The sequence below is a fragment of the Micromonospora wenchangensis genome, from assembly GCF_002210435.1.
Lineage (GTDB): Bacteria > Actinomycetota > Actinomycetes > Mycobacteriales > Micromonosporaceae > Micromonospora > Micromonospora wenchangensis.
Window position 1 is genome coordinate 17944 of sequence record NZ_MZMV01000029.1, and the last position, 26350, is coordinate 44293.

A 26350-nucleotide genomic window follows, 5' to 3' on the forward strand; every position below is an offset into this window, starting at 1 on the left:
GGCCGCTCACCGCACGACCAGCATGGCGACGGCGAGGGCGGCGATGATCAGGCTGGACAGCAGGCCGGTCACCAGTCGACCACGCGGGCCGGCCAGTACCCGGCCGACCAGGGTGCCGCTCCCGGCGATGAGCATCTGCCAGCTCGCCGACGCGACGAAGGCCCCGAGGACGAACAGCGCGGCGGCGGCCGGGGCCGCCCGCGCCACGTCGGCCCGGCCCAGGACCAGCGCCGCGAAGTAGACCACCGTGGCGGGGTTGAGCAGGGTCAGGGCCAACACCCCGGCGAACGCGCGACCCGGCGTGTCCATCCCCCGACCCGGTTCCGACCCGCCCGGCCTCGGACGACCCGACTCCGATCTACCCGACCCCGGCCCGGGACCGCCCCGATCCGGCTGCCCGACCTCCGGGGCGCCCGACCCGGGCCCACCCGGCTCCGGGCGACCGGGCTCCAGCCCACCCGAGCCCGGACCACCCGAGCCCGGACCACCCGAGCCCGGACCGCCCGAGCCCGGCCCGTCCGACGGCGGGCAGGAGCGCCAGGTCCGCCAGCCGCCGTGGACGGCGAGCGCCAGCAACACCACCGCCGCCACCACCCGCAGCGGCCCGGCGACCGGGGCGACCACGGCGGCCACCGCCGCGCCGCCGAGCACCGCCACGGCGGCGTAGAGCCCGTCGGCGGTGGCGACGCCGAGCGCGGCGGCCGCGCCGACCCGCAACGAGGTGCGGGCGCTGAGCCCGAGGATGAGCACCGCGATCGCGCCGACCGGGACGGCGACCCCGTAGCCGGCCACCAGCCCGGCCAGGAAGGCGGCGGTCACGACGACCGGTGGCGGGCCGAGCCGCGCCCCGGACGGGCCTGCTGTCGGCGCGCGGTGGTGCTCGCGCGGACAGGGCCCTGCACCGGGTACGTCTCGATCACGGGGCCCATCATCGGGCGCGGGAGCGACGCCCCGCCACCGGATTGTCCGACGTCCACGGGAGTGATCGACTCAACGGGGGCGAACCAGCGGTATCGGCGAGCCCGGACACCCCTACATCGGCCCCGTTGAGTCGATCACCCCGCCCGGACCCGGGCCGGGCAGGGCCGGCGGGGCAGGGCGGGTGGACGACAGCGGGCGCGGCACCCGGTGGGGGTGCCGCGCCCGTGAGGTCGGACCGGAGGTCAGACGTTGAAGCCGAGGGAGCGGAGCTGGTCCCGCCCCTCGTCGGTGATCTTGTCCGGCCCCCACGGCGGCAGCCAGACCCAGTTGATCCGGATGTCGTCGACCAGTCCCCCGCCGGGGCCGGTGGTCAACGCCTGCCGGGCCTGGTCCTCGATCACGTCGGTGAGCGGGCAGGCCGCCGAGGTCAGCGTCATGTCCAGGGTGGCGACGTTCTGGTCGTCGACGTGCACGCCGTACACCAGGCCGAGGTCGACCACGTTGATGCCGAGTTCGGGGTCGACGACGTCCTTCATCGCCTCCTCGATGTCGGCGAGGGCCGCCCGGCCCCCGGTCGACGCGGCGGCCTCCGCCGGGCCGTCGGCGGCCGGGGACCCGGTGCCTCCCTCGGCGGCCGGGGTCGCGGCGGCGTCCGCCGGGCCGGCGGCACCGTTGGTGGCCGGCGGCGTCACCGCGTCGGTCGTCGTGCTGGCGTCGCCGGTCTCCGGCGTCGCCGCGGTAGCGGTGTTCTCGCTCATGCCTCCACCTCCGTCGGGCTCACGCCCACCCCCGCGCGTGCCGCGGCGTCCTTGAACGCCATCCACGGCAGCAGCGCGCACTTGACCCGGGCCGGGTAGCGGGCGACACCCGCGAACGCCACCCCGTCACCGAGTAGTTCCTCGTCCGGCGTGACCTGCCCACGGCCGGACATCAACGCCACGAACCCCGCGTGCACGGCGGCGATCTCCCCCGCGCACCGGCCGGAGAGCCGGTCGTACAGCACGCTCGCCGACGCCTGGCTGATCGAACAGCCGGCCCCGTCGTACGAGATGTCCACCACGATGTCGCCGACGGCGGCCACCCGTACGGTGACCTCGTCGCCGCAGGTCGGGTTGACGTGGTGCGCCTCGCCCACCTCGGCGTCGGGGCGGTCGGCGTCGCGCAGGCCACGCCCCTGCGGGCGCTTGTAGTGGTCCAGGATGATCTCCTGGTAGAGCTGGTCCAGCTGCATCAGTCGAAGATCCTCCGCACCTGTTCGAGACCGGCGACCAGGGCGTCGATCTCCTCCGTGGTGGTGTACAGGTAGAACGACGCCCGGGTCATCGCCGGCACCCCGAACCGGGTGCAGACCGGCTTGGCGCAGTGGTGGCCCACCCGCACCTGCACGCCGAGGGAGTCGAGGACCTGCCCGACGTCGTGCGGGTGCACGTCGCCGAGCGCGAACGAGATGGTGCCGCCCCGGCCCACCGGCACCGTCGGGCCGAAGATCCGCAGGCCCGGCACGGTCGCGAGCGCGTCCAGCGCGTACGCGGTCAGCTCCTTCTCGTGCCACTGGATCGCCCGCATCCCGACGCCGGTGAGGTAGTCGACCGCCGCGCCGAGCGCGACGGCCTCGGCGATCGGCGGGGTGCCCGCCTCGAACCGGGCCGGCGGCGCGGCGAACGTGGACCGGGCCATCGACACCGTCTCGATCATCGAGCCGCCACCCATCACCGGGGGCATCGCGGCGAGCAGCTCGCCCCGCCCCCACAGCACGCCGATGCCGGTCGGCCCGCACATCTTGTGCCCGGTGAACACGATGAAGTCGGCGTCCAGGTCGACCACGTCGATCGGCTGGTGCGGCACCGACTGCGAGCAGTCGAGCAGCAGCAGCGCGCCCACCTGGCGGACCCGCTCGGTGATCCGGGCGGTGGCGTTGACCGTGCCGAGGATGTTGGAGGTGTGCACCAGCGCGACGATCTTCGTCCGCTCGGTGACCAGGTCCGCCAGCCCCGACTCGTCCAGCCGGCCGGTGTCGGTGACCGGGAACCAGCGCAGCGTCGCGCCGGTCCGCTCGGCCAGCAACTGCCACGGGACGATGTTCGAGTGGTGCTCCATCTCGGAGATCACGATCTCGTCGCCGGGGCCGAGCCGGAACCGCTCGTCGGCGTCGGCGCGCAGCGAGGCGTTGGAGAAGGCGTACGCCACCACGTTGATCGCCTCGGTGGAGTTCTTGGTGAACACCACCTCGTCGACGCTCGGCGCGTTGACGAACGCGGCGATCTTCGCCCGCGCGCCCTCGTACGCCTCGGTCGCCTCGGTGCCCAGGGTGTGCACCGAGCGCGACACGTTGGCGTTGTGCATCGCGTAGTGCCCGGCGAGCACGTCGAGCACCTGCCGCGGCTTGTGCGAGGTGTTGGCGCTGTCGAGGTAGACCAGCCGGTGCCCGTTGACCTCCCGGTCGAGGATCGGGAAGTCGGCCCGCACCGCGGCCACGTCGAAGCGCGGCACGTCGTCGTACTGCGGCATCCCGTCCGGGATGGCGATGGTGGTCATCTCAGCGGTCCCCGTCCGTGTGTGTTCAGGCCCGCGCCGCGCCGGCTCCGGCGACGTACCGCTCGTAGCCCTCGTCCTCGAGCTTGTCGGCCAGCTCCGGGCCGCCCTGCTCGACGATCCGGCCGGCCACGAAGACGTGCACGAAGTCGGGCTTGATGTAGCGCAGGATGCGGGTGTAGTGGGTGATCAGCAGCAGGCCGGTGTCGCCGGTGTCCCGGACCCGGTTGACCCCCTCGCTGACCACCCGCAGCGCGTCCACGTCGAGCCCGGAGTCGGTCTCGTCGAGGATGGCGATCTTGGGCTTGAGCAGTTCGAGCTGCACGATCTCGTGCCGCTTCTTCTCACCACCGGAGAAGCCCTCGTTGACGTTGCGCTGGGCGAACGCCGGGTCCATCTGGAGCTTCTCCATCGCGCCGCGCAGCTCGCCACCCCAGGTGCGCAGCTTCGGGGCCGCGCCGTCGATGGCGGTCTTGGCGGTCCGCAGGAAGTTCGCCACCGAGACGCCGGGCACCTCGACCGGGTACTGCATGGCCAGGAAGAGGCCGGCGCGGGCCCGCTCGTCGACGGTCATCTCCAGCACGTCGACCCCGTCGAGGGTCACCGAACCGCCGGTGATCTCGTACTTGGGGTGGCCGGCGATCGAGTACGCCAGGGTCGACTTGCCGGAACCGTTCGGGCCCATGATCGCGTGGGTCTCCCCCGACCGCACGGTCAGGTCGACACCGGACAGGATCGGCTTGAGCTCACCCTCGGGCAGCTTGACCGACACCTTCAGGTCGCGGATCTCCAGGGTGCTCATTATCGGGTCACTCCATTGCTCGGCGTCGGGCGGCCGTCGGCGCCCACGGGAAGGTAGATGTCGCCGTCGCGGACCTCGACGGCGTAGACGGGAACGGGTTCGGTGGCGGGCAGCCCGCTGGGCTCACCCGTGCGCAGGTCGAACCGGGAACCGTGCAGCCAGCACTCCAGCGTGCAGCCCTCGACCTCACCCTCGGAGAGGGCCACCGAGGCGTGCGAGCACTCGTCGTGCACCGCGTAGAACCCGCCGTCGGTGCCGTGCACCACGGCGATCGGGAGGCCGTCCACGTCGGCGCTGATCACGGTGCCCTTCGGCACGTCCTCCGTCGCGCAGATCCGGATCATGTCAGGCTCCGGCCTTCGAGAGCCGGGCCTCGATCGCGTCCCCGAGCCGCTCGCGCAGCGACTCGACCGGGATCTTGTTGATCACCTCGGCGAAGAAGCCCCGGACCACCAGGCGACGCGCCTCGTCCGCCGGGATGCCCCGGGCCATCAGGTAGAACAGCTGCTCGTCGTCGAACCGGCCGGTCGCGCTGGCGTGACCGGCACCGGCGATCTCGCCGGTCTCGATCTCCAGATTGGGTACGGAGTCCGCCCGCGCGCCGTCGGAGAGCAGCAGGTTCCGGTTGATCTCGTACGTGTCGGTGCCGGTCGCCTCGGCCCGGATCAGCACGTCGCCCACCCAGACGGTGTGCGCCTCGTCGCCCTGCAACGCGCCCCGGTAGCCGACGTAGGAACGGCAGTCCGGCACGTTGTGGTCGACGAGCTGGCGGTGCTCCAGGTGCTGGCCGCCGTCGGCGAAGTAGACGCCGTACAGCTCGGCCTCGCCGCCCCGGCCGGTGTACTCGACAGTGGTGTACTGGCGGACCAGGTCACCGCCCAGGCTGACCTGGACGTGGGAGACCTTGGCGTCGCGCCCGAGGCGGACCTTCAGGTGCTGGGCCTGCACCGCGTCGGCGGCCCAGTCGGCGACCGTGACCAGGGTCAGCTTCGCCCCGTCGGCCACCGCCACCTCGACGTTGTCGGCCAGCGTCGCCGCACCGACGTGCTCCAGCACCAGCACCACCTCGGCGAACCGGCCCACGTCGACGAAGGTGTGCCCGAAGGCCAGCCCGGCGGCGTCGTCCCCGACCACCCGCAGGCTCACCGGCGCGTCGACCACGGCGTCGGCCGCGACCTCGACCAGCAGCGCCTCACCGGCGCCGCCGTAGGCCAGCGCGCTGATCCGGTCGACCGGGGTGAGCACGCTGCCCACCCGGGGGTCGTCCCGGCCGATCCGCCCGACGGTGACGCCGGCCGGCAGGTCGGCGTACTCGTGGCGGACCGTGCCGGTGGCGGCCTGCGCCCCGTCGGTCAGCCCGCGGAGCCGCTTGAGCGGGGTGAAGCGCCACTCCTCCTCCAGGCCGGTCAGGGCCGGGAAGTCGGCGACGTCGTACGAGCGGAGCGCCTGCGACTTGGTGCTGGGCGGCGCGGAAGCCTGGATAGTCATCTCTTCCTTGGTCTGTCTGTCCGGGACGACGGTGTCGTGGGGCGGCGGGACGGCGTCAGCCGACCGCGCCCTCCATCTGGAGTTCGATCAGGCGGTTGAGCTCCAGGGCGTACTCCATCGGGAGTTCCTTGGCGATCGGCTCGATGAAGCCGCGCACGATCATCGCCATCGCCTCGTCCTCGCTCAGCCCTCGGCTCATCAGGTAGAAGAGCTGGTCGTCGCTGATCTTGGAGACGGTCGCCTCGTGCCCCATCGACACGTCGTCCTCGCGGATGTCGACGTACGGGTAGGTGTCCGAGCGGGAGACGGTGTCGACCAGCAGCGCGTCGCACTTGACCGTGCTGCGGCTGTGGTGCGAGCCCTCCAGCACCTGCACCAGCCCCCGGTACGAGGTACGGCCGCCGCCCCGGGCGATCGACTTCGACACGATGGTGCTGCTGGTGTGCGGCGCGGCGTGCACCATCTTGGCCCCGGCGTCCTGGTGCTGGCCCTCACCGGCCATCGCCACCGAGAGCACCTCGCCCTTGGCGTGCTCGCCGGTCATGTAGACCGCCGGGTACTTCATGGTCACCTTGGAGCCGATGTTGCCGTCGACCCACTCCATGGTGGCGCCCTCGTGGCAGACGGCCCGCTTGGTGACCAGGTTGTAGACGTTGTTCGACCAGTTCTGGATGGTCGTGTAGCGGCAGCGCGCGTTCTTCTTGACGATGATCTCGACGACCGCGCTGTGCAGCGAGTCCGAGGAGTAGAGCGGCGCGGTGCAGCCCTCGACGTAGTGCACGTACGCGCCCTCGTCGACGATGATCAGCGTCCGCTCGAACTGGCCCATGTTCTCGGTGTTGATCCGGAAGTACGCCTGCAGCGGGATCTCCACGTGCACGCCCTTCGGCACGTAGATGAACGAGCCACCGGACCACACGGAGGTGTTCAGCGCGGCGAACTTGTTGTCGCCCACCGGGATCACCGTGCCGAAGTACTCCTTGAAGATGTCCTCGTGCTCCTTGAGGGCGGTGTCGGTGTCCAGGAAGACGACACCCTGCTCCTCCAGGTCCTCGCGGATCTTGTGGTAGACCACCTCGGACTCGTACTGGGCCGCGACCCCGGCGACCAGCCGCTGTTTCTCGGCCTCCGGGATGCCCAGCCGGTCGTAGGTGTTCTTGATGTCCTCCGGCAGGTCCTCCCAGCTGGTGGCCTGCTTCTCGGTGGAGCGCACGAAGTACTTGATGTTGTCGAAGTCGATCCCGGTGAGGTCGGCGCCCCAGGACGGCATCGGCTTGCGGCCGAACAGCCGCAGACCCTTGAGCCGCAGGTCGAGCATCCAGGCCGGCTCGTTCTTCTTCGCCGAGATGTCCCGCACCACCGCCTCGTTGAGACCGCGCTGGGCGGCCGCCCCGGCGACGTCGGGGTCGGCCCAGCCGTACTCGTAGCGACCGAGGGCGGCGAGCTGCTCTTCCTGGGTCAGGGGCTGGACGATCTGCTCGGTCATCTATCTGTCCTCACAGTGGTGACGGTGTTACCGGACTGGGCGCGCGGCTGGGTCGGGATGTGCGTGGTGCACACCCCGTCCCCGTGCGCGATGGTGGCCAGACGCTGCACGTGGGTGCCGACCAGACGGGAGATGACCGCCGTCTCGGCCTCGCACAGCTGGGGGAACTCGGCGGCCACGTGCGCCACCGGGCAGTGGTGCTGGCAGAGCTGCCCGCCCGAGGCGATCGTGGACGCGTTGGCAGCGTAGCCCTCGGCGGTGAGCGCACCGGCGAGTGCCTCGGACCGGGCCAGCGGATCGTCGCCGGCGTCCTCCATGGCGGCCCGGCAGCGGGCCTCCAGCGCGGCGACCTGGTCGGCGGCGAACGCCTCGACCGCGTCCGGGCCGCCGTTGCGGGCGATCCAGCGCAGCGCGGCGGTGGCCATGTTGTCGTAGTGGTGGGTGCCGCAGCGCCCCCGGGCCGCGTCGGTGAGCAGGAAGACCTTCGCCGGTCGGCCCCGCCCCCGGCTGCCCCGCACGGTCTGCTCCCGGGCGACCACGTCGCCGTCGGCGAGCATCGCGTCGAGGTGCCGGCGGATCGCGGCCGGGCTGAGACCGAGCGCCGAGCCGAGCTGGCCGGCGGTGGCCGCCCCCTGCTCCAGCAGGAGCCGGGTCACCCGGTCACGGGTGGACAGGTCGGCGGCGGCCGGCGTGGGGGCCGGCGCGCTGCGGTGCGGTGCGTCGGGCCCGCGCCGCACGGCACGACGGGACCGCGCGCCGACGCCGACGGCCGGGGCGGCCGCCGGCGGGTGCCCGGAGAGCGCCGCCGCGTTTTTCACAACGCCAACGTTACGTAATTCGCCGGGGGCCCGCAAACCCGACCCCGGTGATCCGGCCCACCGGGCCGGCGGAGTCACCCGATCGGGATCAACTACGGTGCGTAGGATTCGCTCCGTGAAGCGATCCGTCCGGTTCCCGGTCTCGACCACCCTGCTGCGCCGCCTCGCGTACGCCTCGATCGTCGCCAACGTGGCCATCGTGGTGACCGGCGGGGCCGTCCGGCTCACCGCGTCGGGGCTCGGCTGCCCGACCTGGCCCCGGTGCACCGACGCGTCGTACACCACCACCGCCGAGATGGGCGTGCACGGGGTGATCGAGTTCGGCAACCGGCTGCTCACCTTCGCCGTCGGGGCGATCGCGCTGGCCACCCTGCTGGCCGTGCTGGCCCACCGGCCCCGCCGCCCCGGGCTGACCGGGCTGGCCGTGGCGGTGTTCCTCGGCATCCCCGCGCAGGCCGTGATCGGCGGGATCACCGTGCTGACCAACCTCAACCCGTGGGTGGTCGGGCTGCACTTCCTCGCCTCGATGGCGGTCATCGCCGCCGCGTACGCCCTCTGGCGGCGGATCGTCGACCCGGACGGGCCGGCGGTGCCGGTGGTTCCCGGGCCGCTGCGTACCCTCGCCCGGCTCACCACCGTCGTCAGCGTCGCCGTGCTGGTGGTCGGGACCTGGGTGACCGGCAGCGGCCCGCACGCCGGCGACCACGGCGCCGCCCGCAACGGGCTGGACCCGCAGACGATCTCCCAGGTGCACGCCGACGGGGTGTTCCTGCTGATCGGCCTCTCCGTCGCGCTGGTCCTGGCGTTTCGGGCGGTCGGCGCGACCGGCCCGGCCCGCGCCGCGCTCGTGCTGGTGGCGGTGGAGCTGGGGCAGGGCCTGATCGGTTTCGTGCAGTACTTCACCCACCTGCCGGGCGTGCTGGTCGCCGCGCACATGCTCGGTTCCTGCCTGGTGCTGCTGGCCACCCTGGCGGTGCTCTGGTCGACCCGGCAGCGCCGGCCGGTCGCCGGCGACCCGGCGTCGCCGCCGGCCGAGCAGCGGGTGCCGGCCACCGTCTGAGCGTCACCGGGCCGACCGGGATCGGTCACGCACCGGCCCCCGGGGCGGCGCGACCGGCCGGGCGGGGCCCGGCCGGGTCAGCGGCGGGCGAGGTGGACCAGCACCGCGTCGGCGAGCCGCCCGGCGGCACCGTCGGCGTGGCCGAGGAACAGCGACGGCTCGGTCAGCTCCAGCTCGATCAGCACGGGTGCGCCGTCCGCGCCGGGGATCAGGTCCACCCGGGCGTAGAGCAGCCGCCCCGGGCCACCGGGGACCTCGGCCAGCACCCGCCCGGCGACGGCCAACTGCTCACCGGTGGGGGTGCGCGCGTCGATCCGCTCCGGCCGGTACAGCCCCTCGACGCCCAGGTCCGGGCCGTCGAGCATGGCGCCCTTGCGGATGGCGTGGCTGAACGTCAGGCCGTCCGGGCCGGCCACGAAGAGCAGGGCGGTCTCCCCGGCGGTGTCCACCGCGTCCAGGTACGGCTGGACCATCGCGGTCCGGCCGGCGGCAGTCAGCCGGCGTACGTGGGCCACGGCCAGGTCCCGGTGGGCCGGGTCGGCGGGGTCGTACCGGCCGGTGTCGAGGCTGCCGGCGCTGACCGTCGGTTTCACCACGTACCGGCCGGGGGTCGACGGCGGAGCCCAGTCGTCGCCCGGCGCGACCCAGGAGGTCGGCACGGTGGGCACCCCGGCGGCGGCGAGTTCGCCGAGGTAGCGCTTGTCGGTGTTCCACCGCACCACGTCGGCGGGGTTGACCAGGGTGGGCACCGTGCCGGCCCAGGCGACGAACTCGTCGCGGCGCGGGGCGTAGTCCCAGGGCGAGCGGAGCACCACCAGGTCGTAGCCGGCCCAGTCGACCCGGGGGTCGTCCCAGACGGCCGCCTCGACGGTGACGCCCCGGGCCGCCAGCGGGGCGAGCACGAGCCGGTCGTCGGGGTAGAGGTCGGCGAAACGCGAGCAGGTGACGAGAGCGACCCGGGGTTTCCCCCGGGTCGACTGGTGGTGGGTCGGGTGGTCGGTCAACGGGACATGGTGCGCCGGGCCATCGACCGCCACAGGTCGTTGCTCGGCCGCATCTGGTCCATCAGCTCACGCTCCCAGGCGTTCTCGACGGCGACTCCCGCCTGGGCGCACGCCTCCCGGGCGGTCACGGTGTCCTCGGCGAACTGGTCGCCCCACGCGCCGTCGGTGCCCACCAGGACGATCCGGGCACCACGCTTGCCGACGTACTCGATGACCGCCTTCGCGCCGCCGTGGGCGGCGGCGAAGGACCGGATGCCCGTGACCAGCCCGGTGGGGGCCGCTCCGGCGGTCTGCTCGGCCGTCAGCGTCGTATCGGAACCTTCTGCCATGACGCGAAGCCTAAGCAGACTTCCACCCCTACGCGCGAGAATCATGAACTATTTGTGATACCAATTACCCGAGGGTTTATCGGAAAGCGCGGGCGGATTGTCCGACCATGTCGGATAAGTGCGGGCATAACATCCCGGCGATATCGCCCCGATGTGTCCAGCTTGTGGCACCTCGCCGTGCCCGCAGAAAATCCCACCATCCGGGCAGGATTCCCGACCCGGTCCGGCGTGTCGGATCGTCCCCACAGCCCGCGACGCTCCCCCACGCGACGACCGCACCCGGCCGGGCGGACCACCCCGCCGGTCGACACGGCAGGCCGGGACGGGGCGCGGTTTCAGAGCAGGGCGTCGAGGGCCACCGCGACGAACACGATGGTCAGGTAGGTCGTCGACCAGTGGAACAGCCGCATCGGCTTGACCGGCTCGCCCCGGGTCACCCGCCGGCAGAGCCTGTGCGCCTCGACCAGGAAGACGGCGCCCACCACGGCGGTCGGCACCCCGTAGACCGCGCTCATGCCCAGCGGCCACAGCGCCAGCGAGGTCGCCACCGTCAGCCAGGCGAAGATCAGGATCTCGGCGTTGACCCGCCGGGGCGAGGCCACCACCGGCAACATCGGGATGCCGGCGCGGGCATAGTCGTCCTTGTATTTCATCGCCAGCGGGTAGAAGTGCGGCATCTGCCAGAAGAAGACCACCGCGAACAGCACCCAGGCCGCCGGGGCCAGCGACCCGGTCACCGCCGCCCAGCCGATCAGCACCGGTGCCGCCCCGCAGGCCCCGCCCCAGAAGGTGTTCGCCGTCGTGGTGCGCTTGAGCCAGAGCGTGTAGACCAGGTCGTAGTAGACGATCGCGGCCAGCGTCAGCGCGGTGGCCAGCAGGTTGGTGAACGTCGCCATCAGCGCGAGCGACACCGCCGCCAGCACCAGACCGAAGACCAGGGCGCTGCGGGGCGACACGGTGTGCGCCGGCAGCGGACGCCGCTTGGTGCGCCGCATCAACTGGTCGATGTCCCGGTCGATGTAGCAGTTGAGCACGCTCGCCGCGCCCGCGGCCAGGGATCCGCCGACCAGCACCACGGCCATCAGCCACAGCGACGGCAGGCCGCCCTCGGCGAGCATCATCGCCGGCACCGTGGTCACCAGCAGCAACTCCACGATGCGCGGCTTGGTGAGCGTCACGTACGCCGACACCACCGCCCGGACGTCCCGCCGACGGGCCGTCGGCCGCCCGCCCACCGTGCGCACCGGCGGCTGCCCGGCAGAGTTGCTGACGGGGCGCTCGGTGATCATGCTCACGGATTGCCACCTTCCGGCGTCGGCAGGGGAAGTCGGTTCGGCGGGACCCCGTCGGGGCCCACACACCGCACCACACACTACGCGTCGTCGTTTTCGCTGCCCGGGCGACCCGACAACGGTGCGGGCCGTCACACCTGACGGGTGACCGAACGATCCGGCCGGCCCGTACGTAACTGCCTGCTGAGATCCCCGGGCGGACGTTTAGACCCGCTCGATAGGGTCACCAGTGAGGGTTCCGCCCATCTGCCGAGGAGCACAACCATAGTGGCTGCCAACCGACCCGCACTCAACTGGACCGACCTCGACCGCCGGGCCGTCGACACCGTCCGCGTCCTGGCCATGGATGCCGTGGAGAAATCCGGCAACGGCCACCCCGGCACCGCGATGAGCCTCGCGCCCGCGGCGTACCTGCTGTTCAACCGGGTGATGCGGCACAATCCGGCCGACCCGAACTGGCCCGGCCGGGACCGGTTCGTCCTGTCCGCCGGGCACTCCAGCCTCACGCTCTACATCCAGCTCTTCCTCTCCGGCTACCCGCTGAGCCTGGACGACCTGAAGTCGCTGCGGCAGTGGGGCTCGCTCACCCCGGGCCACCCGGAGCACGGCCACACCCCCGGGGTCGAGACCACCACCGGCCCGCTCGGTCAGGGCCTGGGCAACGCGGTGGGCATGGCGATGGCGGCCCGCCGCGAGCGGGGCCTGTTCGACCCGGAGAGCGAGCCGGGGCAGTCGGTCTTCGACCACCAGATCTGGTGCATCGCCTCCGACGGCGACATCGAGGAGGGCATCAGCCACGAGGCGAGCGCCCTGGCCGGCCACCAGCAGCTGGGCAACCTCACGCTGATCTACGACGACAACGAGATCTCCATCGAGGACGACACCCGCATCGCCAAGAGCGAGGACGTGGCGGCCCGCTACGCGGCGTACGGCTGGCACGTGCAGACCGTCGACTGGCGGGCCGGCGACGCCGACCAGGGCGACTACCACGAGGACGTCGAGGCGCTCTACCAGGCGCTGCTGGCGGCGAAGGCCGAGACCGGCCGTCCCTCGTTCATCGCGCTGCGCACCATCATCGGCTGGCCCGCGCCCAACAAGAAGAACACCGGCAAGATCCACGGTTCGGCGCTCGGCGCCGACGAGGTGAAGGCCACCAAGGAGATCCTCGGCTTCGACCCGCAGCAGAGCTTCCAGGTCGACGAGGAGGTGCTCGCGCACGCCCGGGGGGTGCTGACCCGCGGCGGCGAGGACGAGCAGGCGTGGACCGGCGAGTTCGACGGCTGGGCGCAGGCCAACCCGGAGCGCAAGGCGCTCTACGACCGGCTCGCCGGCCGGGTGCTGCCGCAGGGCTGGACGGACGCGCTGCCGGTCTTCCCCGCCGACGCCAAGGGCGTGGCCACCCGGGCCGCCTCCGGCAAGGTGCTGGAGGCGCTCGCCCCGGTGCTGCCGGAGCTGTGGGGCGGCTCGGCCGACCTGGCCGAGAGCAACAACACCACCATGAAGGGCGAGCCGTCGTTCATCCCGGCCGCCCACGCCACCAAGGACTTCCCCGGCCACGAGTACGGCCGCACGCTGCACTTCGGCATCCGTGAGCACGCCATGGGCGCGATCCTCAACGGCATCGCCCTGCACGGCGGCACCCGCCCGTACGGCGGCACCTTCCTGGTGTTCAGCGACTACATGCGCCCCTCGGTGCGGCTCGCCGCCCTGATGAAGCTGCCGGTGACGTACGTCTGGACGCACGACTCGATCGGCCTCGGCGAGGACGGCCCGACCCACCAGCCGGTGGAGCACCTGACCGCGCTGCGCGCCATCCCCGGCCTGGACGTGGTCCGGCCCGCCGACGCCAACGAGACCGCCTGGGCGTGGCGGCAGGCGCTGGAGCACACCGACCGGCCGACCGCGCTGGCGCTGAGCCGGCAGCCGCTGCCCACCCTGGACCGGGAGACCTACGCGGGCGCGGAGGGCACCGCCAAGGGCGGCTACGTGCTGGCCGAGGCGTCGAACGGCAAGCCGCAGGTGATCATCGTGGGCACCGGTTCCGAGGTGCAGCTCTGCCTCACCGCCCGGGAGCGGCTGGAGGCCGACGGCACCCCCACCCGGGTCGTCTCGATGCCCTGCCAGGAGTGGTTCTACGAGCAGGACGAGGCGTACCGCGAGTCGGTGCTGCCGCGCGGGGTGCAGGCCCGGGTGAGCGTCGAGGCCGGGATCGGGATGTCCTGGCGGGGCATCGTCGGTGACCTGGGCGAGAGCGTCAGCCTGGAGCACTACGGGGCCAGCGCCCCGCACACCGTGCTGTTCGAGCAGTTCGGCTTCACCCCCGACCGGATCGTCGCCGCCGCGCACGCGGCGCTGACCCGGGTGGGCGACATCACCGGTTTCACGACCGGCAACTGAGGGGAGCGTGGACGACATGACGGACAGACTGGGTGACCTCACCGCCGCCGGAGTGGCGGTCTGGCTCGACGACCTTTCCCGGGTACGACTGAGCTCCGGCGGGCTGGACCGGCTCCGCCGCGAGCAGCACGTGGCCGGGGTGACCACCAACCCGACCATCTTCGCCAAGGCGCTCAGCGACGCCGACGAGTACAACTGGCAGCTCAAGGACCTCGCCACCCGGGGCATCGAGGTCGAAGAGGCCGTCCGGATGCTCACCACCTACGACGTGCGCTGGGCGTGCGACGTGATGCGCCCGTCGTACGACGGCAGCGCCGGTGTCGACGGCCGGGTCTCCATCGAGGTCGACCCCCGGGTCGCCCACGACACCGACAAGACGGTCGCCGAGGCCAAGGCGCTGTGGTGGCTGGTGGACCGGCCGAACCTGTTCATCAAGATCCCGGCGACCGAGGAGGGGCTGGCGGCGATCACCGCGACCCTGGCCGAGGGGATCAGCGTCAACGTGACCCTGATCTTCGGGCTGGACCGCTACTCGGCGGTGATGGAGGCGTTCCTCGCCGGCCTGGAGCAGGCGAAGGCCAACGGCCACGACCTGTCCACCATCGGCTCGGTGGCCTCGTTCTTCGTCTCCCGGGTCGACTCCGAGATCGACAAGAGGCTGGACAAGATCGGCTCCGCGGAGGCCAAGGCGCTGCGCGGCAAGGCCGCCGTGGCCAACGCCCAGCTCGCCTACGAGCGCTACACCGAGGTCTTCTCCTCCGACCGGTGGCAGGCCCTCGCCGACGCCGGCGCGCACCCGCAGCGCCCGCTGTGGGCGTCGACCTCGACCAAGAACCCGGACTACCGCGACGTGATCTACGTCGAGGAGCTGATCGCGCCGGGCACCGTCAACACGATGCCCGAGTCGGTCGTCACGGCGTACGCCGAGCACGGGGAGACCCGGGGCGACACCATCACCGGCGCGTACGACGCCGCCCGGCAGGTCTTCGCCGACCTGGCCGGCGTCGGCATCGACGTGGACGACGTGATCGCCACCCTGGAGCGGGAGGGCGTGGAGAAGTTCGAGGCGAGCTGGAGCGAGCTGCTCGACGGCGTCCGCAAGTCGCTGGCCGCCGCGGCACGGGGCACCGGCGCCCCGAACGAGGCCGCCAAGGGCAACGCCGAGGCGGCCCAGCGGGCCGGCGGGAACGCGTGACCAACGGCGTCGGACGCGTCGCGGGGCCGGTCCCCGCGACGCCCCACGCCGGCACCCCGACGGGGTGGCGATGTGAGTGACCTGTTGACCGGCCCGGCCGATGCCGCCGCCGGTCTCGCGGTGCACGGGGCGGACGCGGTCGCATCGACCGCGCCCGCCGCCGTACGGGCCGCCCCGCGTGCGCGGGGCGGCCCGGTGGCACCGGCCCGCCGACCCGGGCCGGTGCCACCGCCGTACCTGACCGACAGGCCGGCCGGGCCGGCCCGGCTGCTGGATGCGATCGGACGATGGCGGGCGTGACGATGGACGACATGGACCACACGGAGCGAGGAGGCGGCGTGAATCCGCTGCGCGACGCGCAGGACCGACGACTCCCCCGGATCCCGGAGCCGTGCGCCCTGGTGATCTTCGGGGTGACCGGTGACCTGGCGCGCAAGAAGCTGCTGCCGGCGGTTTACGACCTGGCCAACCGGGGCCTGCTGCCCCCCGGTTTCGTGGTGCTGGGCTTCGCCCGCCGCGACTGGGGCGACGGCGACTTCGAGGCGCTGGCCCACGAGTCGGCCAAGCAGCACGCCCGGACACCGTGGCGCGAGGAGGTGTGGGGCCGGCTGGCCGGCAACATCAAGTTCGTCGGTGGCTCGTTCGACGACGACGCCGCCTTCGACAGGCTCGCCGCGACACTCAACCAGCTGCGCGACAGCCACGGCATCCACGGCAACGCCGCGTTCTACTTCTCCATCCCCCCGACGGCCTTCCCGGTGGTGCTCAAGCAACTGGCCCGCACCGGGATGGCCGACAACGAGAAGTGCGGCGGCTGGCGGCGGGTGGTGGTGGAGAAGCCGTTCGGCAACGACCTGCCCTCGGCGAAGGAACTCAACGACCTGGTCGACGACGTGTTCACCAGGCAGGACGTCTTCCGGATCGACCACTACCTGGGTAAGGAGACGGTCCAGAACATCCTCGCCCTGCGGTTCGCCAACAACCTGTTCGAGCCGCTGTGGAACTCCAAGTACGTCGACTCGGTGCAGATCACCATGGCCGAGGACGTCGGCATCGGCACCCGGGCCGGCTTCTACGACTCGGTCGGCACCGCCCGCGACGTGCTCCAGAACCACCTGCTCCAGCTGCTCGCCCTGGTCGCCATGGAGGAGCCCACCAGCTTCGACGCCGACGAGATCCGGGCCGAGAAGCTGAAGGTGCTCAAGGCGATCACCCTGCCGAAGGACGTCGCCCGGGGCACCGTACGCGGCCAGTACCTGCCCGGCTGGGTGGGCGGCCAGCGGGCCGTCGGCTACCTCGACGAGGAGGGCGTCCCCGCCGACTCGAACACCGAGACGTACGTCGCCGTGGAGCTGGGCATCCAGAACCGGCGCTGGGCCGGGGTGCCGTTCTACATCCGGGCGGGCAAGCGGCTGCCCCGGCGGGTCACCGAGGTCGCCATCATGTTCAAGAAGGCGCCGCACCTGCCGTTCAACGCCGCCGACATGGAGTCCCTCGGCCCCAACCAGCTCGTCATCCGGGTGCAGCCGGACGAGGGCGTGGTGCTCAAGTTCGGCTCCAAGGTGCCGGGCACCACGATGGAGGTCCGCGACATCGCGATGGACTTCCAGTACGGCGAGGCGTTCACCGAGTCCAGCCCCGAGGCGTACGAGCGGCTGGTGCTGGACGTGCTGATCGGCGACCGGACGCTCTTCCCGGACGCCGCCGAGGTGGAGCAGAGCTGGGCGGTGGTGGACCCGCTGGAGCACGCCTGGGAGGGCACCAAGCCGGAGCCGTACCGGTCCGGCGAGTGGGGCCCCCGGGCCGCCGACGAGATGCTGGCCCGCGAGGGCCGCGCCTGGCGGCGGGCGTGAACGGGCAGGCAGGTAGCAGGCACAGCGGGCGGACCGGGAGGCACCAGTGATCGGGCTGTGGGACACCACCGGCAACGAGGTGGTCAAGGCGCTCGCCGCCGAGCGGCGCAGCGCGGGCGGGGTGGCCAGCGGGATGGCGCTCACCCTGATCGTCGTGGTCGACGAGAAGCGGGTCCGGGACGCGGAGGCGGCGGCCACCATCGCCGCCGCCGCGCACCCGTGCCGGCTGCTCGTCGTCGTCCGCGCCGACGTGGAGCGGGAACGCAACAGGTTGGACGCGGAGATCGTCGTCGGCGGCCGGCTGGGCCCGTGCGAGGCGGTGGTGACCCGGATGTACGGCCGGCTCGCCCTGCACGCCGAGTCGGTGGTGATGCCGCTGCTGGTGCCGGACGTGCCGGTGGTCACCTGGTGGCACGGCGAACCACCGGCGGAGATCGCCACCGACTTCCTCGGGGTGGTCGCCGACCGGCGGATCACCGACTGCGCGCAGGCCGTCGACCCGATCGAGGCGCTGCGGGAACGGGCCCGGGACTACGCCCCCGGCGACACCGACCTGGCGTGGACCCGGATCACCCCGTGGCGCACCCTGGTCGCCGGGGCGTTCGACACCACCGAGGCGCGGGTCACCGAGGCGACGGTGGTGGCCCCGCGGACCGACCCGACGGCGGCGCTGATGCGGGGTTGGCTGGCCGCCCGGCTCGGCATCGACCCGCAGTGGCAGCACACCGACGACCACCCCAGGATGCGTCAGGTGCAGCTGCGCTGCGAAAACGGCGACGAGCTGACGCTGACCCGGGACGACAGCCTGGCGACCTTCCGGCGTACCGGCCAGGACGACCGGGTGCTGCCGCTGGTGCGGCGGCCGCTCGGCGACGAGCTGGCCGAGGAACTGCGCCGGCTCGACACCGACCAGGTGTACGCCGAGGCGTTGGGCGCGGCGGCCGGCCTGTCCGGCCTGGAGCAGCGTCCGGCGCAGCGGGTGCACGTCTGGAAGGACCCGGCCACCGCGCGGCGGGCGGAGGCGGGCGTCAGCGCGCACACCGGCACCAGCACGGCATCCTGACCGTACGCCGGTGGGCGGTCCTGCGGGGCCGCCCACCGGCGTACGGTGCCCGCCCGCCCACGGCGGGCGACCCGGCACGACGAGATCCCCGGTGACACCGGCACCCGGCGGGCCGACCGGTTCCGCCCCGACGAGCAGGACCGCGTCGCGCGGTCAGGAAAGGCCAACATGAGTGAGGCGAGTGTCGCCGTGCACGCCGACGCCGACCTGCTGGCGCAGGCGGTGGCGGCCCGGCTGGTGGTGAAGCTGCTCGACGCGCAGGCGGAGCGGGGTGCGGCGTCGATCGTGCTGACCGGGGGACGGATCGCCGCGGCGGTCTACCGGGCGGTGGGCGCGCTGCCCGCCCACGACGCCGTCGACTGGTCCCGGGTGGACGTCTGGTGGGGCGACGAGCGGTTCCTGCCGGCGGGCGACCCGGAGCGCAACGAGACGCAGGCCCGCGCCGCGCTGCTGGACGCGATGCCGCTGGACCCGGCCCGGGTGCACCCGATGCCGGCCACCGACGGCCCGACCGGCGACGACCCGGAGGCCGGCGCCGCCGCGTACGCCGAGGAACTGGCCCGCGCGGCCCGGCCCGGCCACGCCGCGCTACCCCACTTCGACGTGCTGATGCTGGGCGTCGGTGAGGACGGGCACGTGGCGTCGGTCTTCCCCGAGCACCCGGTGCACCACGACACCCGGCCGGTCAGCGCGGTGCGGGGCAGCCCGAAGCCGCCGCCGGTGCGGACCACCCTCACCCTACCGGCGATCAACACCGCCGAGGAGGTCTGGCTGGTCGCCAGCGGGGCCGACAAGGCACGGGCGGTGGGGATGGCGCTGGCCGGGGCCGGCCCGAAGCAGCTCCCGGCGGCCGGGGTGCAGGGCGTCTCGCGCACCCTGTGGCTGCTCGACCGGGCGGCGGCGGCCGACGTGCCGGCCCGGCTGCGCAGCCTGCGCTGAGCACGGGCGGTCCCCCGCCGGTCGGCTCACGCCGCCGGGGCGGTCACTCCCGGCCGCGTCGGCGGCGCAGCGCGGCCAACGCCTCGGCCAGCAGCGCCTCCCCCTCCTCCGGGGTACGCCGTTCCTTCACGTACGCCAGGTGGGTCTTGTAGGGCTCGGGACGGGTACGTCCGGGCGGGTTCTGGGCGTCCTGACCGGCGGGCAGGCCGCAGCGCGGACAGTCCCAGACGGCCGGTTCCTCGGCGTCCAACGCCAACCGGATCTCGGTGACGTGGTCGTTGCGGCACCAGTAGGTGACCGCGCGGCGGGGGGCCGGCTCGTACCGTTCGGTGGGGCGTTCCGGCCCCGATCCGATCCGGGAACCGCGGATGACGTTGCCACTGGGCACACTCGCTCCTGTCGTCGGAGGGGACCACCGCCTGAGGCTGGCGGTGGACGACGTGGCGGAGAAAACAACTGCGCGCGGTCCGTGACGGACCGCGCGCAGATTGTACGACCTGATCGTGTCGCTCAGGACCCGCTGTTGAGCTGGAGCCGGAGCCAGAGGCCGAGCCCGACGATGCAGGCGAACCAGACGATGCTCACCAGGACGGTGTAGCGGTCCAGGTTCTTCTCGGCCACCGACGAGCCGGCCAGGCTGGAGCTGACCCCGCCGCCGAACATGCTCGACAGCCCGCCGCCCTTACCGCGGTGCAGCAGGATGAGCATGGTGAGCAGAACGCTCGTGATGACCAGCAACACGATCAACGTGTATGCGAACCAGATCGGCATGGCTGGGGTCAGTCCTCTCGTTACGATCCTCGCCCGGACAGATCGGGCACGGCGGCACCGACCGGTGGACGGGCGGAGTCAAGAATAGCGAGCGATCAGGCGACCGTGTGCTCCGGGAAGCGGCAGATCTTCGCGAACTCCTCGGCGTCGAGGCTGGCCCCGCCCACCAGCGCCCCGTCCACGTCCGGCTGGGACATGATCGATGCGACGTTGGACGACTTCACCGAGCCGCCGTAGAGGATCCGGACCTGGTCGGCGGTGCCCTGGTCGTAGGTCTCGACCAGCCGCTTGCGGACCTCCCCGCAGACCTCCTGGGCGTCCTCGGGGGTGGCCGTCTTGCCGGTGCCGATCGCCCAGACCGGCTCGTACGCGACCACGACCTTGGTGACCTGCTCGGCGGTGAGCCCCTTCAGGGCGCCGTCGAGCTGGTCGCAGCAGTGCGGGACGTGCCGCAGCTGCTCGCGGATCTCCAGGCCCTCACCGATGCAGAGGATCGGGGTGAGCCCGTTGGCCAGCGCCGCGGCCACCTTCGCGTTGACGATCGCGTCGTCCTCGTAGTGGTACTGCCGCCGCTCCGAGTGCCCGACCGCCACGTAGGTGCAGCCCAGCTTGGCCAGCATCGCCCCGGAGATGTCCCCGGTGTACGCGCCGGACTGGTACGGCGAGAGGTCCTGCCCGCCGTAGCCGATGAGCAGCTTGTCGCCGTCCACCGCGGTCTGCACGGTGCGCAGGTCGGTGAAGGGCGGCAGGACCACCGTCTCGACGGCGGTGAGCTGCTGCTCGGTGAGGCTCGCGGCCAGCTTCTGCACCAGCAGGTTGGCCTCGAGGTGGTTGAGGTTCATCTTCCAGTTGCCGGCCATCAGCGGCCGGCGGGTGACGCTCGCCATCAGTTCTCCAGGGCCGCGATGCCGGGGAGGGTCTTGCCCTCCAGGTACTCCAGGGAGGCGCCGCCACCGGTCGAGATGTGCCCGAACGACGACTCGTCCAACCCGAGGGCCCGCACCGCCGCAGCGGAGTCACCGCCACCGACCACGGTGAACGCGTCGGTCTTGGTGATCGCCTCGGCGACACCCCGGGTGCCGTTCGCGAAGGCCGGCATCTCGAACACGCCCATCGGGCCGTTCCAGAAGACCGTCTTCGCCTGGGACAGCGCGGCGGTGAAGCCGGCCACCGTCTCCGGGCCGATGTCCAGGCCGAGCCGGTGGCTGGGGATGCCGTCGGCGGGCACCGTGTCGTGCGCGGCGTCCGGGGCGAAGGCGTCGGCCGCCACCACGTCCACCGGGAGCAGGATCTTGCCCTCGGCGCGGGACAGGAGGTTGCCGCAGGTCTCGACCATCTCCTCCTCCAGCAGCGAGGTGCCCACCTCGTGGCCCTGGGCCTTGAGGAAGGTGAAGCACATCCCGCCGCCGATGAGCAGCCGGTCGACCTTCGGCAGCAGCGCCTCGATGACCGCCAGCTTGTCGGAGACCTTGGAACCGCCGAGCACCACCACGTACGGGCGCTCCGGCTCGCCGGTCAACCGGGACAGCACCTCCACCTCACGCAGCACCAGCCGGCCCGCCACGTGCGGCAGCCGGGCCGGTACGTCGTGGACACTGGCGTGCTTGCGGTGCACCGCGCCGAACGCGTCGTCCACGTACGCCTCGCCGAACGCGGCGAGCTGGTCGGCGAAGGCCCCCCGCTCGGTGTCGTCCTTGCTGGTCTCCCCCTTGTTGAAGCGGAGGTTCTCCAGCAGGGCCACCTGGCCGTCGGCCAGCGCGTCCACGGTGGCGCGGGCGGACTCGCCGACGGTGTCGGTGGCGAAGTGCACAGGCGCGTCGAGCAGCTCACCGAGCCGCCCGGCGACCGGGCGGAGGCTGTACTGCGGGTCCGGGGCACCCTTCGGGCGACCCAGGTGCGAGCAGACCACGACCTTCGCCCCGGCCTGCACGAGCGCGCCCAGGGTGGGCAGCACGGCCCGGATGCGGCCGTCGTCGGTGATCTCCCCGGTCTGTTTGTCGAGCGGGACGTTCAGGTCGGCGCGCACCAGCACGCGCCGACCCGACACCCCCTCGGCGAGCAGGTCGTCGAGGTTGCGGATGCTCGCACTCACAGCGAGGAACCCACCAGCTTGACCAGGTCGACGAGCCGGTTGGAGTAGCCCCACTCGTTGTCGTACCAGCCGACGACCTTGACCTGGTTGCCGATGACCTTGGTCAGCGGCGCGTCGAAGATGCACGACGCCGGGTCGGTGACGATGTCGGCGGAGACGATCGGGTCCTCGTTGTAGACCAGGATGCCCTTGAGCGGGCCGTCCGCGGCGGCCTTGATCGCGGCGTTGACCTCGTCCACGCTGGTCTCCCGGCCGACCTCGACGGTCAGGTCGGTGGCCGAGCCGGTCGGGATCGGCACCCGCAGCGCGTAACCGTCCAGCTTGCCCTTGAGCACCGGCAGCACCAGCCCGATCGCCTTGGCGGCGCCGGTCGAGGTGGGGACGATGTTCAGCGCGGCGGCACGGGCGCGACGCAGGTCCTTGTGCGGCGCGTCCTGGAGGTTCTGGTCCTGGGTGTACGCGTGGATCGTGGTCATCAGGCCCTTCTCGATGCCGAAGGTGTCCTGCAGGACCTTCGCCATCGGGGCCAGGCAGTTCGTGGTGCACGACGCGTTGGAGATGATGGTGTGCTTGGCCGGGTCGTACTGGTCGTGGTTCACGCCCATGACGACCGTGACGTCCTCGTTCTTCGCCGGGGCGGAGATGATGACCTTCTTGGCCCCACCGTCGATGTGCGCCTTGGCCTTGGTGCCGTCGGTGAAGAAGCCGGTGGACTCGATGACGACGTCCGCACCGGCGTCGCCCCACGCCAGCTTCGCCGGGTCCTTCTCGGCGAACGCCTTGATGGTCTTGCCACCGACGGTGATCTCGTCGGCGGTGGCCTTGACCTCGTGCGGCAGGCGACCGAGGATGCTGTCGTACTTGAGCAGGTGGGCGAGCGTCGCGTTGTCGGTCAGGTCGTTCACGGCGACGACCTCGATGTCGGCGCCGGACGCCAGCACGGCCCGGAAGAAGTTACGGCCGATGCGGCCGAAGCCGTTGATGCCAACCCGGATGGTCACAGGTCCCATCTCCTCGCGTTCTGGTCCGCCGACGTCAGAACCGGGCCGGCGGAGGTGTGTGCGCCGGCCGGTGAGCCGGCCGTTGACGATTCGTCTCGGCCACCCCGCCACGGTCTGGGAGGACCTGACCGCCCGAGGCGGCGTGCACGGCGAGGAGTGCCTGTGCCGGCCCCCTTGCCGTACCCATCGACCCTATCCGAGCGTGCCCCGCCGCGATGCGGCGGGTGGTGACCCCGTCGGGTCGACGGCACGGCACGCCCCACCCACCCGACCCGGGGCACGTCACGCCCGCCGGCCCGTGCCTCGCACGCGCCCGCGGGATGGCGGCCCACCGTCCTATCAGACCACGAGCATGTCCGGCGTGACTGCCGCTTCGGTATCCGGGATGCCCAGGTCACGGGCCCGTTTGTCGGCCAGCGCCAGCAGCCGGCGGATCCGCCCGGCGATCGCGTCCTTGGTCAACGGCGGGTCGGCCAGCGCGCCCAACTCCTCCAGCGACGCCTGCCGGTGCTCCAACCGGAGCTGACCGGCCGAGGTGAGGTGGTTCGGGGCGTCGTCGGCGAGGATCTCCAGCGCCCGGGTGACCCGGGCGGCGGCGGCCACCGCGGCCCGCGCCGAGCGGCGCAGGTTGGCGTCGTCGAAGTTCGCCAGCCGGTTGGCGGTGGCCCGCACCTCGCGGCGGACCCGACGCTCCTCCCAGGCCAGCACGCTGGAGTGGGCGCCGATCCGGGTGAGCAGCGCGGCGATCGCGTCACCGTCCTTGACCACCACCCGGTCCACCCCGCGCACCTCCCGGTTCTTGGCGGTGATGCCGATCCGGCGGGCCGCGCCGACCAGGGCCAACGCCGACTCCGGACCCGGGCAGGTGATCTCCAACGCACTGGAGCGGCCCGGCTCGGTCAGCGAGCCGTGCGCCATGAACGCGCCCCGCCAGGCCGACACCGCGCAGCAGACGTTCGCCGCCACCACGTGCGGCGGCAGCCCGCGTACCGGGCGGCCCCGGACGTCGAGCAGGCCGGTCTGCCGGGCCAGCGCCTCGCCGTCCTTGACCACCCGGACGATGAAGTGGCTGCCCTTGCGCAGCCCACCGGAGGCGAGCACGTGGATCTCGCTGGGATAGCCGTACACCTCGGCGATCTCCCGGCGCAGCCGACGGGCCACCGCCCCGGTGTCCAGCTCGGCCTCCACCACCACCCGACCGGAGACGATGTGCAGCCCACCGGCGAACCGCAGCAGCGCGGCCATCTCCGCCCGCCGGCAGCAGGGCTTGGGCACGTCGACCCGGCTCAGCTCGTCCTTGACCGCAGCCGTCATCGCCATTGTGCGCCCCCTCACGGACCGGTACCGGCGTGTCGCCGGTGATTACGTACGTGCTTAACGATCGGCGCCCAGGACAGGCACCAGTGCCGCAGCCAGGGCGGCCGGATCGTGACGGGGTGTGCCGTCGTCGACGGCGACCGGGGCGAGGACCAACCGGGCACCAAGCGATTCTGCCGCACGCCCGACCGGTTCGGGATCACCCACCGCCTTGGAGTCGGCCACCACGTAGTCCACGGTGAGCTGCGGAAGGTACCAGCGCAGGGCGGCCAGGTGGTCGGCCACCGAGAGCCCCAGGGTCTCCTGCTCGGCGGCCAGGTTGAGGGTGACCAGCCGCCGGGCCGGGCTGGTCACGATCGCCTCGGCCAGCCCCGGCACCAGCAGGTGCGGCAGGACGCTGGTGTACCAGCTCCCCGGCCCGAAGATCAACCAGTCCGCCCCGCCGACCGCGGCCACCGCCTCCGCGCAGGCCACCGGGGCGTCCGGGGTGATCCGCAGCGCCTCCACCGTGCCGGTGGTCACCGCCACGTGGCGCTGGCCGCGCACCGTGCGGACCTCGTCGGGGTGGGCCGGGTCGGTCCCGCGGACCCGGGCCTCGATGTCCACCGGCTGGGCGGACATCGGCAGCACCCGGCCGACCGCGCCGAGCATCGCCCCGGCGTGCGCGAGCGCGGCCACCGGGTCGCCGAGCTGCTCCATCAGGCCGCAGAGCACCAGGTTGCCCACCGCGTGACCGGCCAGCCCGTCGCGGGGGTCGCCGGCGAACCGGTGCTGGAACAGCCCGGCGCTGCGGCGGGTGGCCGGATGGTCCCCGGCCAGCGCCACCAGGGCCTGCCGCAGGTCACCCGGGGGCAGCCCGCCGCGCTCGGCACGCAGCCGGCCACTGGAGCCGCCGTCGTCGCCGACGGTGACCACGGCGGTGATGTCCAGTTCGAGTTCCCCGGCGCAGTGTCGCAGCGCCCGCAGCGAGGCGGACAGGCCGTGTCCCCCGCCGAAGGCGACCACCGACGTCGCCGTCATTCCCGCCCCAGGTCCCGGTGCTGCGCGTTGGCGGCCAGCCCCGACTGGCGCAGCCGCTCGGCCAACTCCTCGGCGATCGCCACGCTGCGGTGCTTGCCGCCGGTGCAGCCGACGGCGACGGTCAGGTACCGCTTGCCCTCCCGCTCGAACCCGGCGGTGGTGGCGTTGACCAGCTCGGCGTACGAGGCGACGAAGGCGTCCGCGCCCTCCTGGCCGAGCACGTACGCGCTGACCGCCGCCTCCCGCCCGGTGTGCTCCCGCAGCTCGGGCACCCAGTACGGATTCGGCAGGAACCGGGCGTCGAGCACGAAATCGGCGTCCGGCGGCAGGCCGTACTTGAAGCCGAAGGAGAGCACGGTGAGCCGCAGCCGACGGGCGTCCTCCCCGCCGAACAGCTCCTCGACCCGACGACGGAGCTGGTTGACGTTGAGGTGACTGGTGTCGATGATCACATCGGCCTGGTCCCGGGCCTCCTCCAGCAGCTCCCGCTCGACGGCGATCCCGTCGGCGAGTCGCCCCTCACCCTGCAACGGGTGCGAGCGGCGGACGCTCTCGAACCGCCGGATCAGCACCTCGTCGTCGGCGTCGACGAAGACCACCCGGGGCGAGAAGCCGCGCTCCTTGAGCTCCCGGATCGCCCCGGCCAGGTCGGTGGAGAAGGCCCGCGAGCGGACGTCCAGCACCATCGCGGTACGCCGGGCCGCCCCGCCGGCCTTCATCGCCAGCTCGGCCATGTCCAGCATCAGCGCCTGCGGCAGGTTGTCCACCACGTAGTAGCCGACGTTCTCCAGGGCGCGGGCGACGGTGCTGCGGCCACCTCCGGACAGGCCGGTGACGACCACCAGCGTGGTGTCCGACTCCGCCGTGCCGCCCTCGACGTACCCGCCGGTTGTCCGCGCCTCGACCATCCCACCGCTCCCGCTTCGTGGCGGCGGGCCCCCGGGGGCCCCGTACCGCACAGGGTCAGTCG

General features: G+C 72.6%; 27 protein-coding genes. 7 read left to right on the forward strand and 20 right to left on the reverse strand.

Features of this window, described 5'->3' with window-relative positions; all coding sequences use genetic code 11:
- Positions 1 to 6: 6 nt before the first annotated feature.
- From B5D80_RS17935 to B5D80_RS17975, 9 genes are all read right to left on the reverse strand, one after another.
- Entirely contained in the window at positions 7 to 819 is an 813-nt protein-coding gene (locus tag B5D80_RS17935; RefSeq protein WP_088645038.1) for a LysE family transporter, read from the reverse strand.
- A 344-nt stretch (positions 820 to 1163) separates the two neighbouring features.
- On the reverse strand, positions 1164 to 1679 hold the full coding sequence (locus B5D80_RS17940; RefSeq protein ID WP_245854714.1) for a metal-sulfur cluster assembly factor: 516 nt from the start codon (positions 1677 to 1679) through the stop codon (positions 1164 to 1166).
- Positions 1676 to 2152 carry a Fe-S cluster assembly sulfur transfer protein SufU gene (sufU, locus tag B5D80_RS17945; protein WP_088645039.1) on the reverse strand — a complete coding sequence of 159 codons (477 nt, stop codon included), beginning with the start codon at positions 2150 to 2152 and terminating at the stop codon, positions 1676 to 1678. Before sufU ends, B5D80_RS17940 begins: the two co-directional genes overlap by 4 nt.
- Positions 2152 to 3456 carry a cysteine desulfurase gene (locus B5D80_RS17950; protein ID WP_088645040.1) on the reverse strand — a complete coding sequence of 435 codons (1305 nt, stop codon included), beginning with the start codon at positions 3454 to 3456 and terminating at the stop codon, positions 2152 to 2154. Before B5D80_RS17950 ends, sufU begins: the two co-directional genes overlap by 1 nt.
- Positions 3457 to 3481: 25 nt before the next feature.
- Complete coding sequence (sufC, locus tag B5D80_RS17955; RefSeq protein ID WP_088645041.1) at positions 3482 to 4255, reverse strand: Fe-S cluster assembly ATPase SufC; 774 nt, start codon at positions 4253 to 4255, stop codon at positions 3482 to 3484.
- Entirely contained in the window at positions 4255 to 4599 is a 345-nt protein-coding gene (locus B5D80_RS17960) for a non-heme iron oxygenase ferredoxin subunit (protein ID WP_088645042.1), read from the reverse strand. Before B5D80_RS17960 ends, sufC begins: the two co-directional genes overlap by 1 nt.
- Position 4600: 1 nt before the next feature.
- Positions 4601 to 5743 (reverse strand): Fe-S cluster assembly protein SufD, encoded by a 1143-nt coding sequence (gene sufD / locus B5D80_RS17965; RefSeq protein ID WP_088645043.1) that lies wholly within the window; start codon positions 5741 to 5743, stop codon positions 4601 to 4603.
- A 55-nt stretch (positions 5744 to 5798) separates the two neighbouring features.
- Positions 5799 to 7229, reverse strand: a complete 1431-nt coding sequence (gene sufB, locus B5D80_RS17970) for a Fe-S cluster assembly protein SufB (RefSeq protein ID WP_088645044.1) — start codon at positions 7227 to 7229, stop codon at positions 5799 to 5801.
- Positions 7226 to 7966 carry a helix-turn-helix transcriptional regulator gene (locus tag B5D80_RS17975; RefSeq protein WP_088645090.1) on the reverse strand — a complete coding sequence of 247 codons (741 nt, stop codon included), beginning with the start codon at positions 7964 to 7966 and terminating at the stop codon, positions 7226 to 7228. Before B5D80_RS17975 ends, sufB begins: the two co-directional genes overlap by 4 nt.
- Before the next feature lie 178 nt (positions 7967 to 8144).
- Here B5D80_RS17975 and B5D80_RS17980 point away from each other — a divergent pair, with 178 nt between their 5' ends.
- Complete coding sequence (locus B5D80_RS17980; RefSeq protein ID WP_211291562.1) at positions 8145 to 9107, forward strand: COX15/CtaA family protein; 963 nt, start codon at positions 8145 to 8147, stop codon at positions 9105 to 9107.
- A 77-nt stretch (positions 9108 to 9184) separates the two neighbouring features.
- Here B5D80_RS17980 and B5D80_RS17985 read toward each other — a convergent pair whose 3' ends face one another.
- From B5D80_RS17985 to B5D80_RS17995, 3 genes are all read right to left on the reverse strand, one after another.
- Entirely contained in the window at positions 9185 to 10111 is a 927-nt protein-coding gene (locus tag B5D80_RS17985) for an ATP-grasp domain-containing protein (RefSeq protein ID WP_088645091.1), read from the reverse strand.
- Entirely contained in the window at positions 10108 to 10440 is a 333-nt protein-coding gene (locus B5D80_RS17990; RefSeq protein ID WP_088645046.1) for a hypothetical protein, read from the reverse strand. The genes B5D80_RS17985 and B5D80_RS17990 overlap by 4 nt, the downstream gene beginning before the upstream one ends.
- Positions 10441 to 10775: 335 nt before the next feature.
- Entirely contained in the window at positions 10776 to 11735 is a 960-nt protein-coding gene (locus tag B5D80_RS17995) for a heme o synthase (RefSeq protein ID WP_088645047.1), read from the reverse strand.
- Between the two features lie 264 nt (positions 11736 to 11999).
- Between B5D80_RS17995 and tkt the strand changes: the two genes are divergently transcribed.
- The 6 genes from tkt (at position 12000) to pgl (ending at position 19179) form a co-directional block, all read left to right on the forward strand.
- A complete protein-coding gene (gene tkt, locus B5D80_RS18000) occupies positions 12000 to 14129 on the forward strand; it encodes a transketolase (RefSeq protein ID WP_088645048.1) in 2130 nt (709 codons plus the stop codon).
- Positions 14130 to 14145: 16 nt separating this feature from the next.
- Positions 14146 to 15324 carry a transaldolase gene (gene tal / locus B5D80_RS18005; protein ID WP_088645092.1) on the forward strand — a complete coding sequence of 393 codons (1179 nt, stop codon included), beginning with the start codon at positions 14146 to 14148 and terminating at the stop codon, positions 15322 to 15324.
- A gap of 72 nt (positions 15325 to 15396) precedes the next feature.
- Positions 15397 to 15624 carry a hypothetical protein gene (locus B5D80_RS18010; RefSeq protein WP_088645049.1) on the forward strand — a complete coding sequence of 76 codons (228 nt, stop codon included), beginning with the start codon at positions 15397 to 15399 and terminating at the stop codon, positions 15622 to 15624.
- Between the two features lie 11 nt (positions 15625 to 15635).
- Positions 15636 to 17177, forward strand: a complete 1542-nt coding sequence (gene zwf, locus B5D80_RS18015; RefSeq protein WP_088645093.1) for a glucose-6-phosphate dehydrogenase — start codon at positions 15636 to 15638, stop codon at positions 17175 to 17177.
- Between the two features lie 46 nt (positions 17178 to 17223).
- A complete protein-coding gene (locus B5D80_RS18020) occupies positions 17224 to 18240 on the forward strand; it encodes a glucose-6-phosphate dehydrogenase assembly protein OpcA (protein WP_088645050.1) in 1017 nt (338 codons plus the stop codon).
- A gap of 168 nt (positions 18241 to 18408) precedes the next feature.
- Positions 18409 to 19179 carry a 6-phosphogluconolactonase gene (gene pgl / locus B5D80_RS18025; protein WP_088645094.1) on the forward strand — a complete coding sequence of 257 codons (771 nt, stop codon included), beginning with the start codon at positions 18409 to 18411 and terminating at the stop codon, positions 19177 to 19179.
- Between the two features lie 43 nt (positions 19180 to 19222).
- Here pgl and B5D80_RS18030 read toward each other — a convergent pair whose 3' ends face one another.
- From B5D80_RS18030 to rapZ, 8 genes are all read right to left on the reverse strand, one after another.
- On the reverse strand, positions 19223 to 19567 hold the full coding sequence (locus B5D80_RS18030) for an RNA polymerase-binding protein RbpA (RefSeq protein WP_088645051.1): 345 nt from the start codon (positions 19565 to 19567) through the stop codon (positions 19223 to 19225).
- A gap of 122 nt (positions 19568 to 19689) precedes the next feature.
- Positions 19690 to 19950, reverse strand: coding sequence for a preprotein translocase subunit SecG (gene secG / locus B5D80_RS18035; protein ID WP_088645052.1), 261 nt, complete (start codon positions 19948 to 19950; stop codon positions 19690 to 19692).
- Between the two features lie 95 nt (positions 19951 to 20045).
- On the reverse strand, positions 20046 to 20837 hold the full coding sequence (gene tpiA / locus B5D80_RS18040) for a triose-phosphate isomerase (protein ID WP_088645053.1): 792 nt from the start codon (positions 20835 to 20837) through the stop codon (positions 20046 to 20048).
- Positions 20837 to 22042, reverse strand: a complete 1206-nt coding sequence (locus B5D80_RS18045) for a phosphoglycerate kinase (protein WP_211291563.1) — start codon at positions 22040 to 22042, stop codon at positions 20837 to 20839. The genes tpiA and B5D80_RS18045 overlap by 1 nt, the downstream gene beginning before the upstream one ends.
- Positions 22039 to 23043, reverse strand: a complete 1005-nt coding sequence (gap, locus tag B5D80_RS18050) for a type I glyceraldehyde-3-phosphate dehydrogenase (RefSeq protein ID WP_088645054.1) — start codon at positions 23041 to 23043, stop codon at positions 22039 to 22041. Before gap ends, B5D80_RS18045 begins: the two co-directional genes overlap by 4 nt.
- A gap of 339 nt (positions 23044 to 23382) precedes the next feature.
- Entirely contained in the window at positions 23383 to 24363 is a 981-nt protein-coding gene (whiA, locus tag B5D80_RS18055) for a DNA-binding protein WhiA (protein WP_067304387.1), read from the reverse strand.
- Positions 24364 to 24417: 54 nt separating this feature from the next.
- On the reverse strand, positions 24418 to 25380 hold the full coding sequence (locus B5D80_RS18060; RefSeq protein WP_088645055.1) for a gluconeogenesis factor YvcK family protein: 963 nt from the start codon (positions 25378 to 25380) through the stop codon (positions 24418 to 24420).
- A complete protein-coding gene (gene rapZ / locus B5D80_RS18065; protein WP_088645056.1) occupies positions 25377 to 26288 on the reverse strand; it encodes an RNase adapter RapZ in 912 nt (303 codons plus the stop codon). The genes B5D80_RS18060 and rapZ overlap by 4 nt, the downstream gene beginning before the upstream one ends.
- Positions 26289 to 26350: the final 62 nt, after the last annotated feature.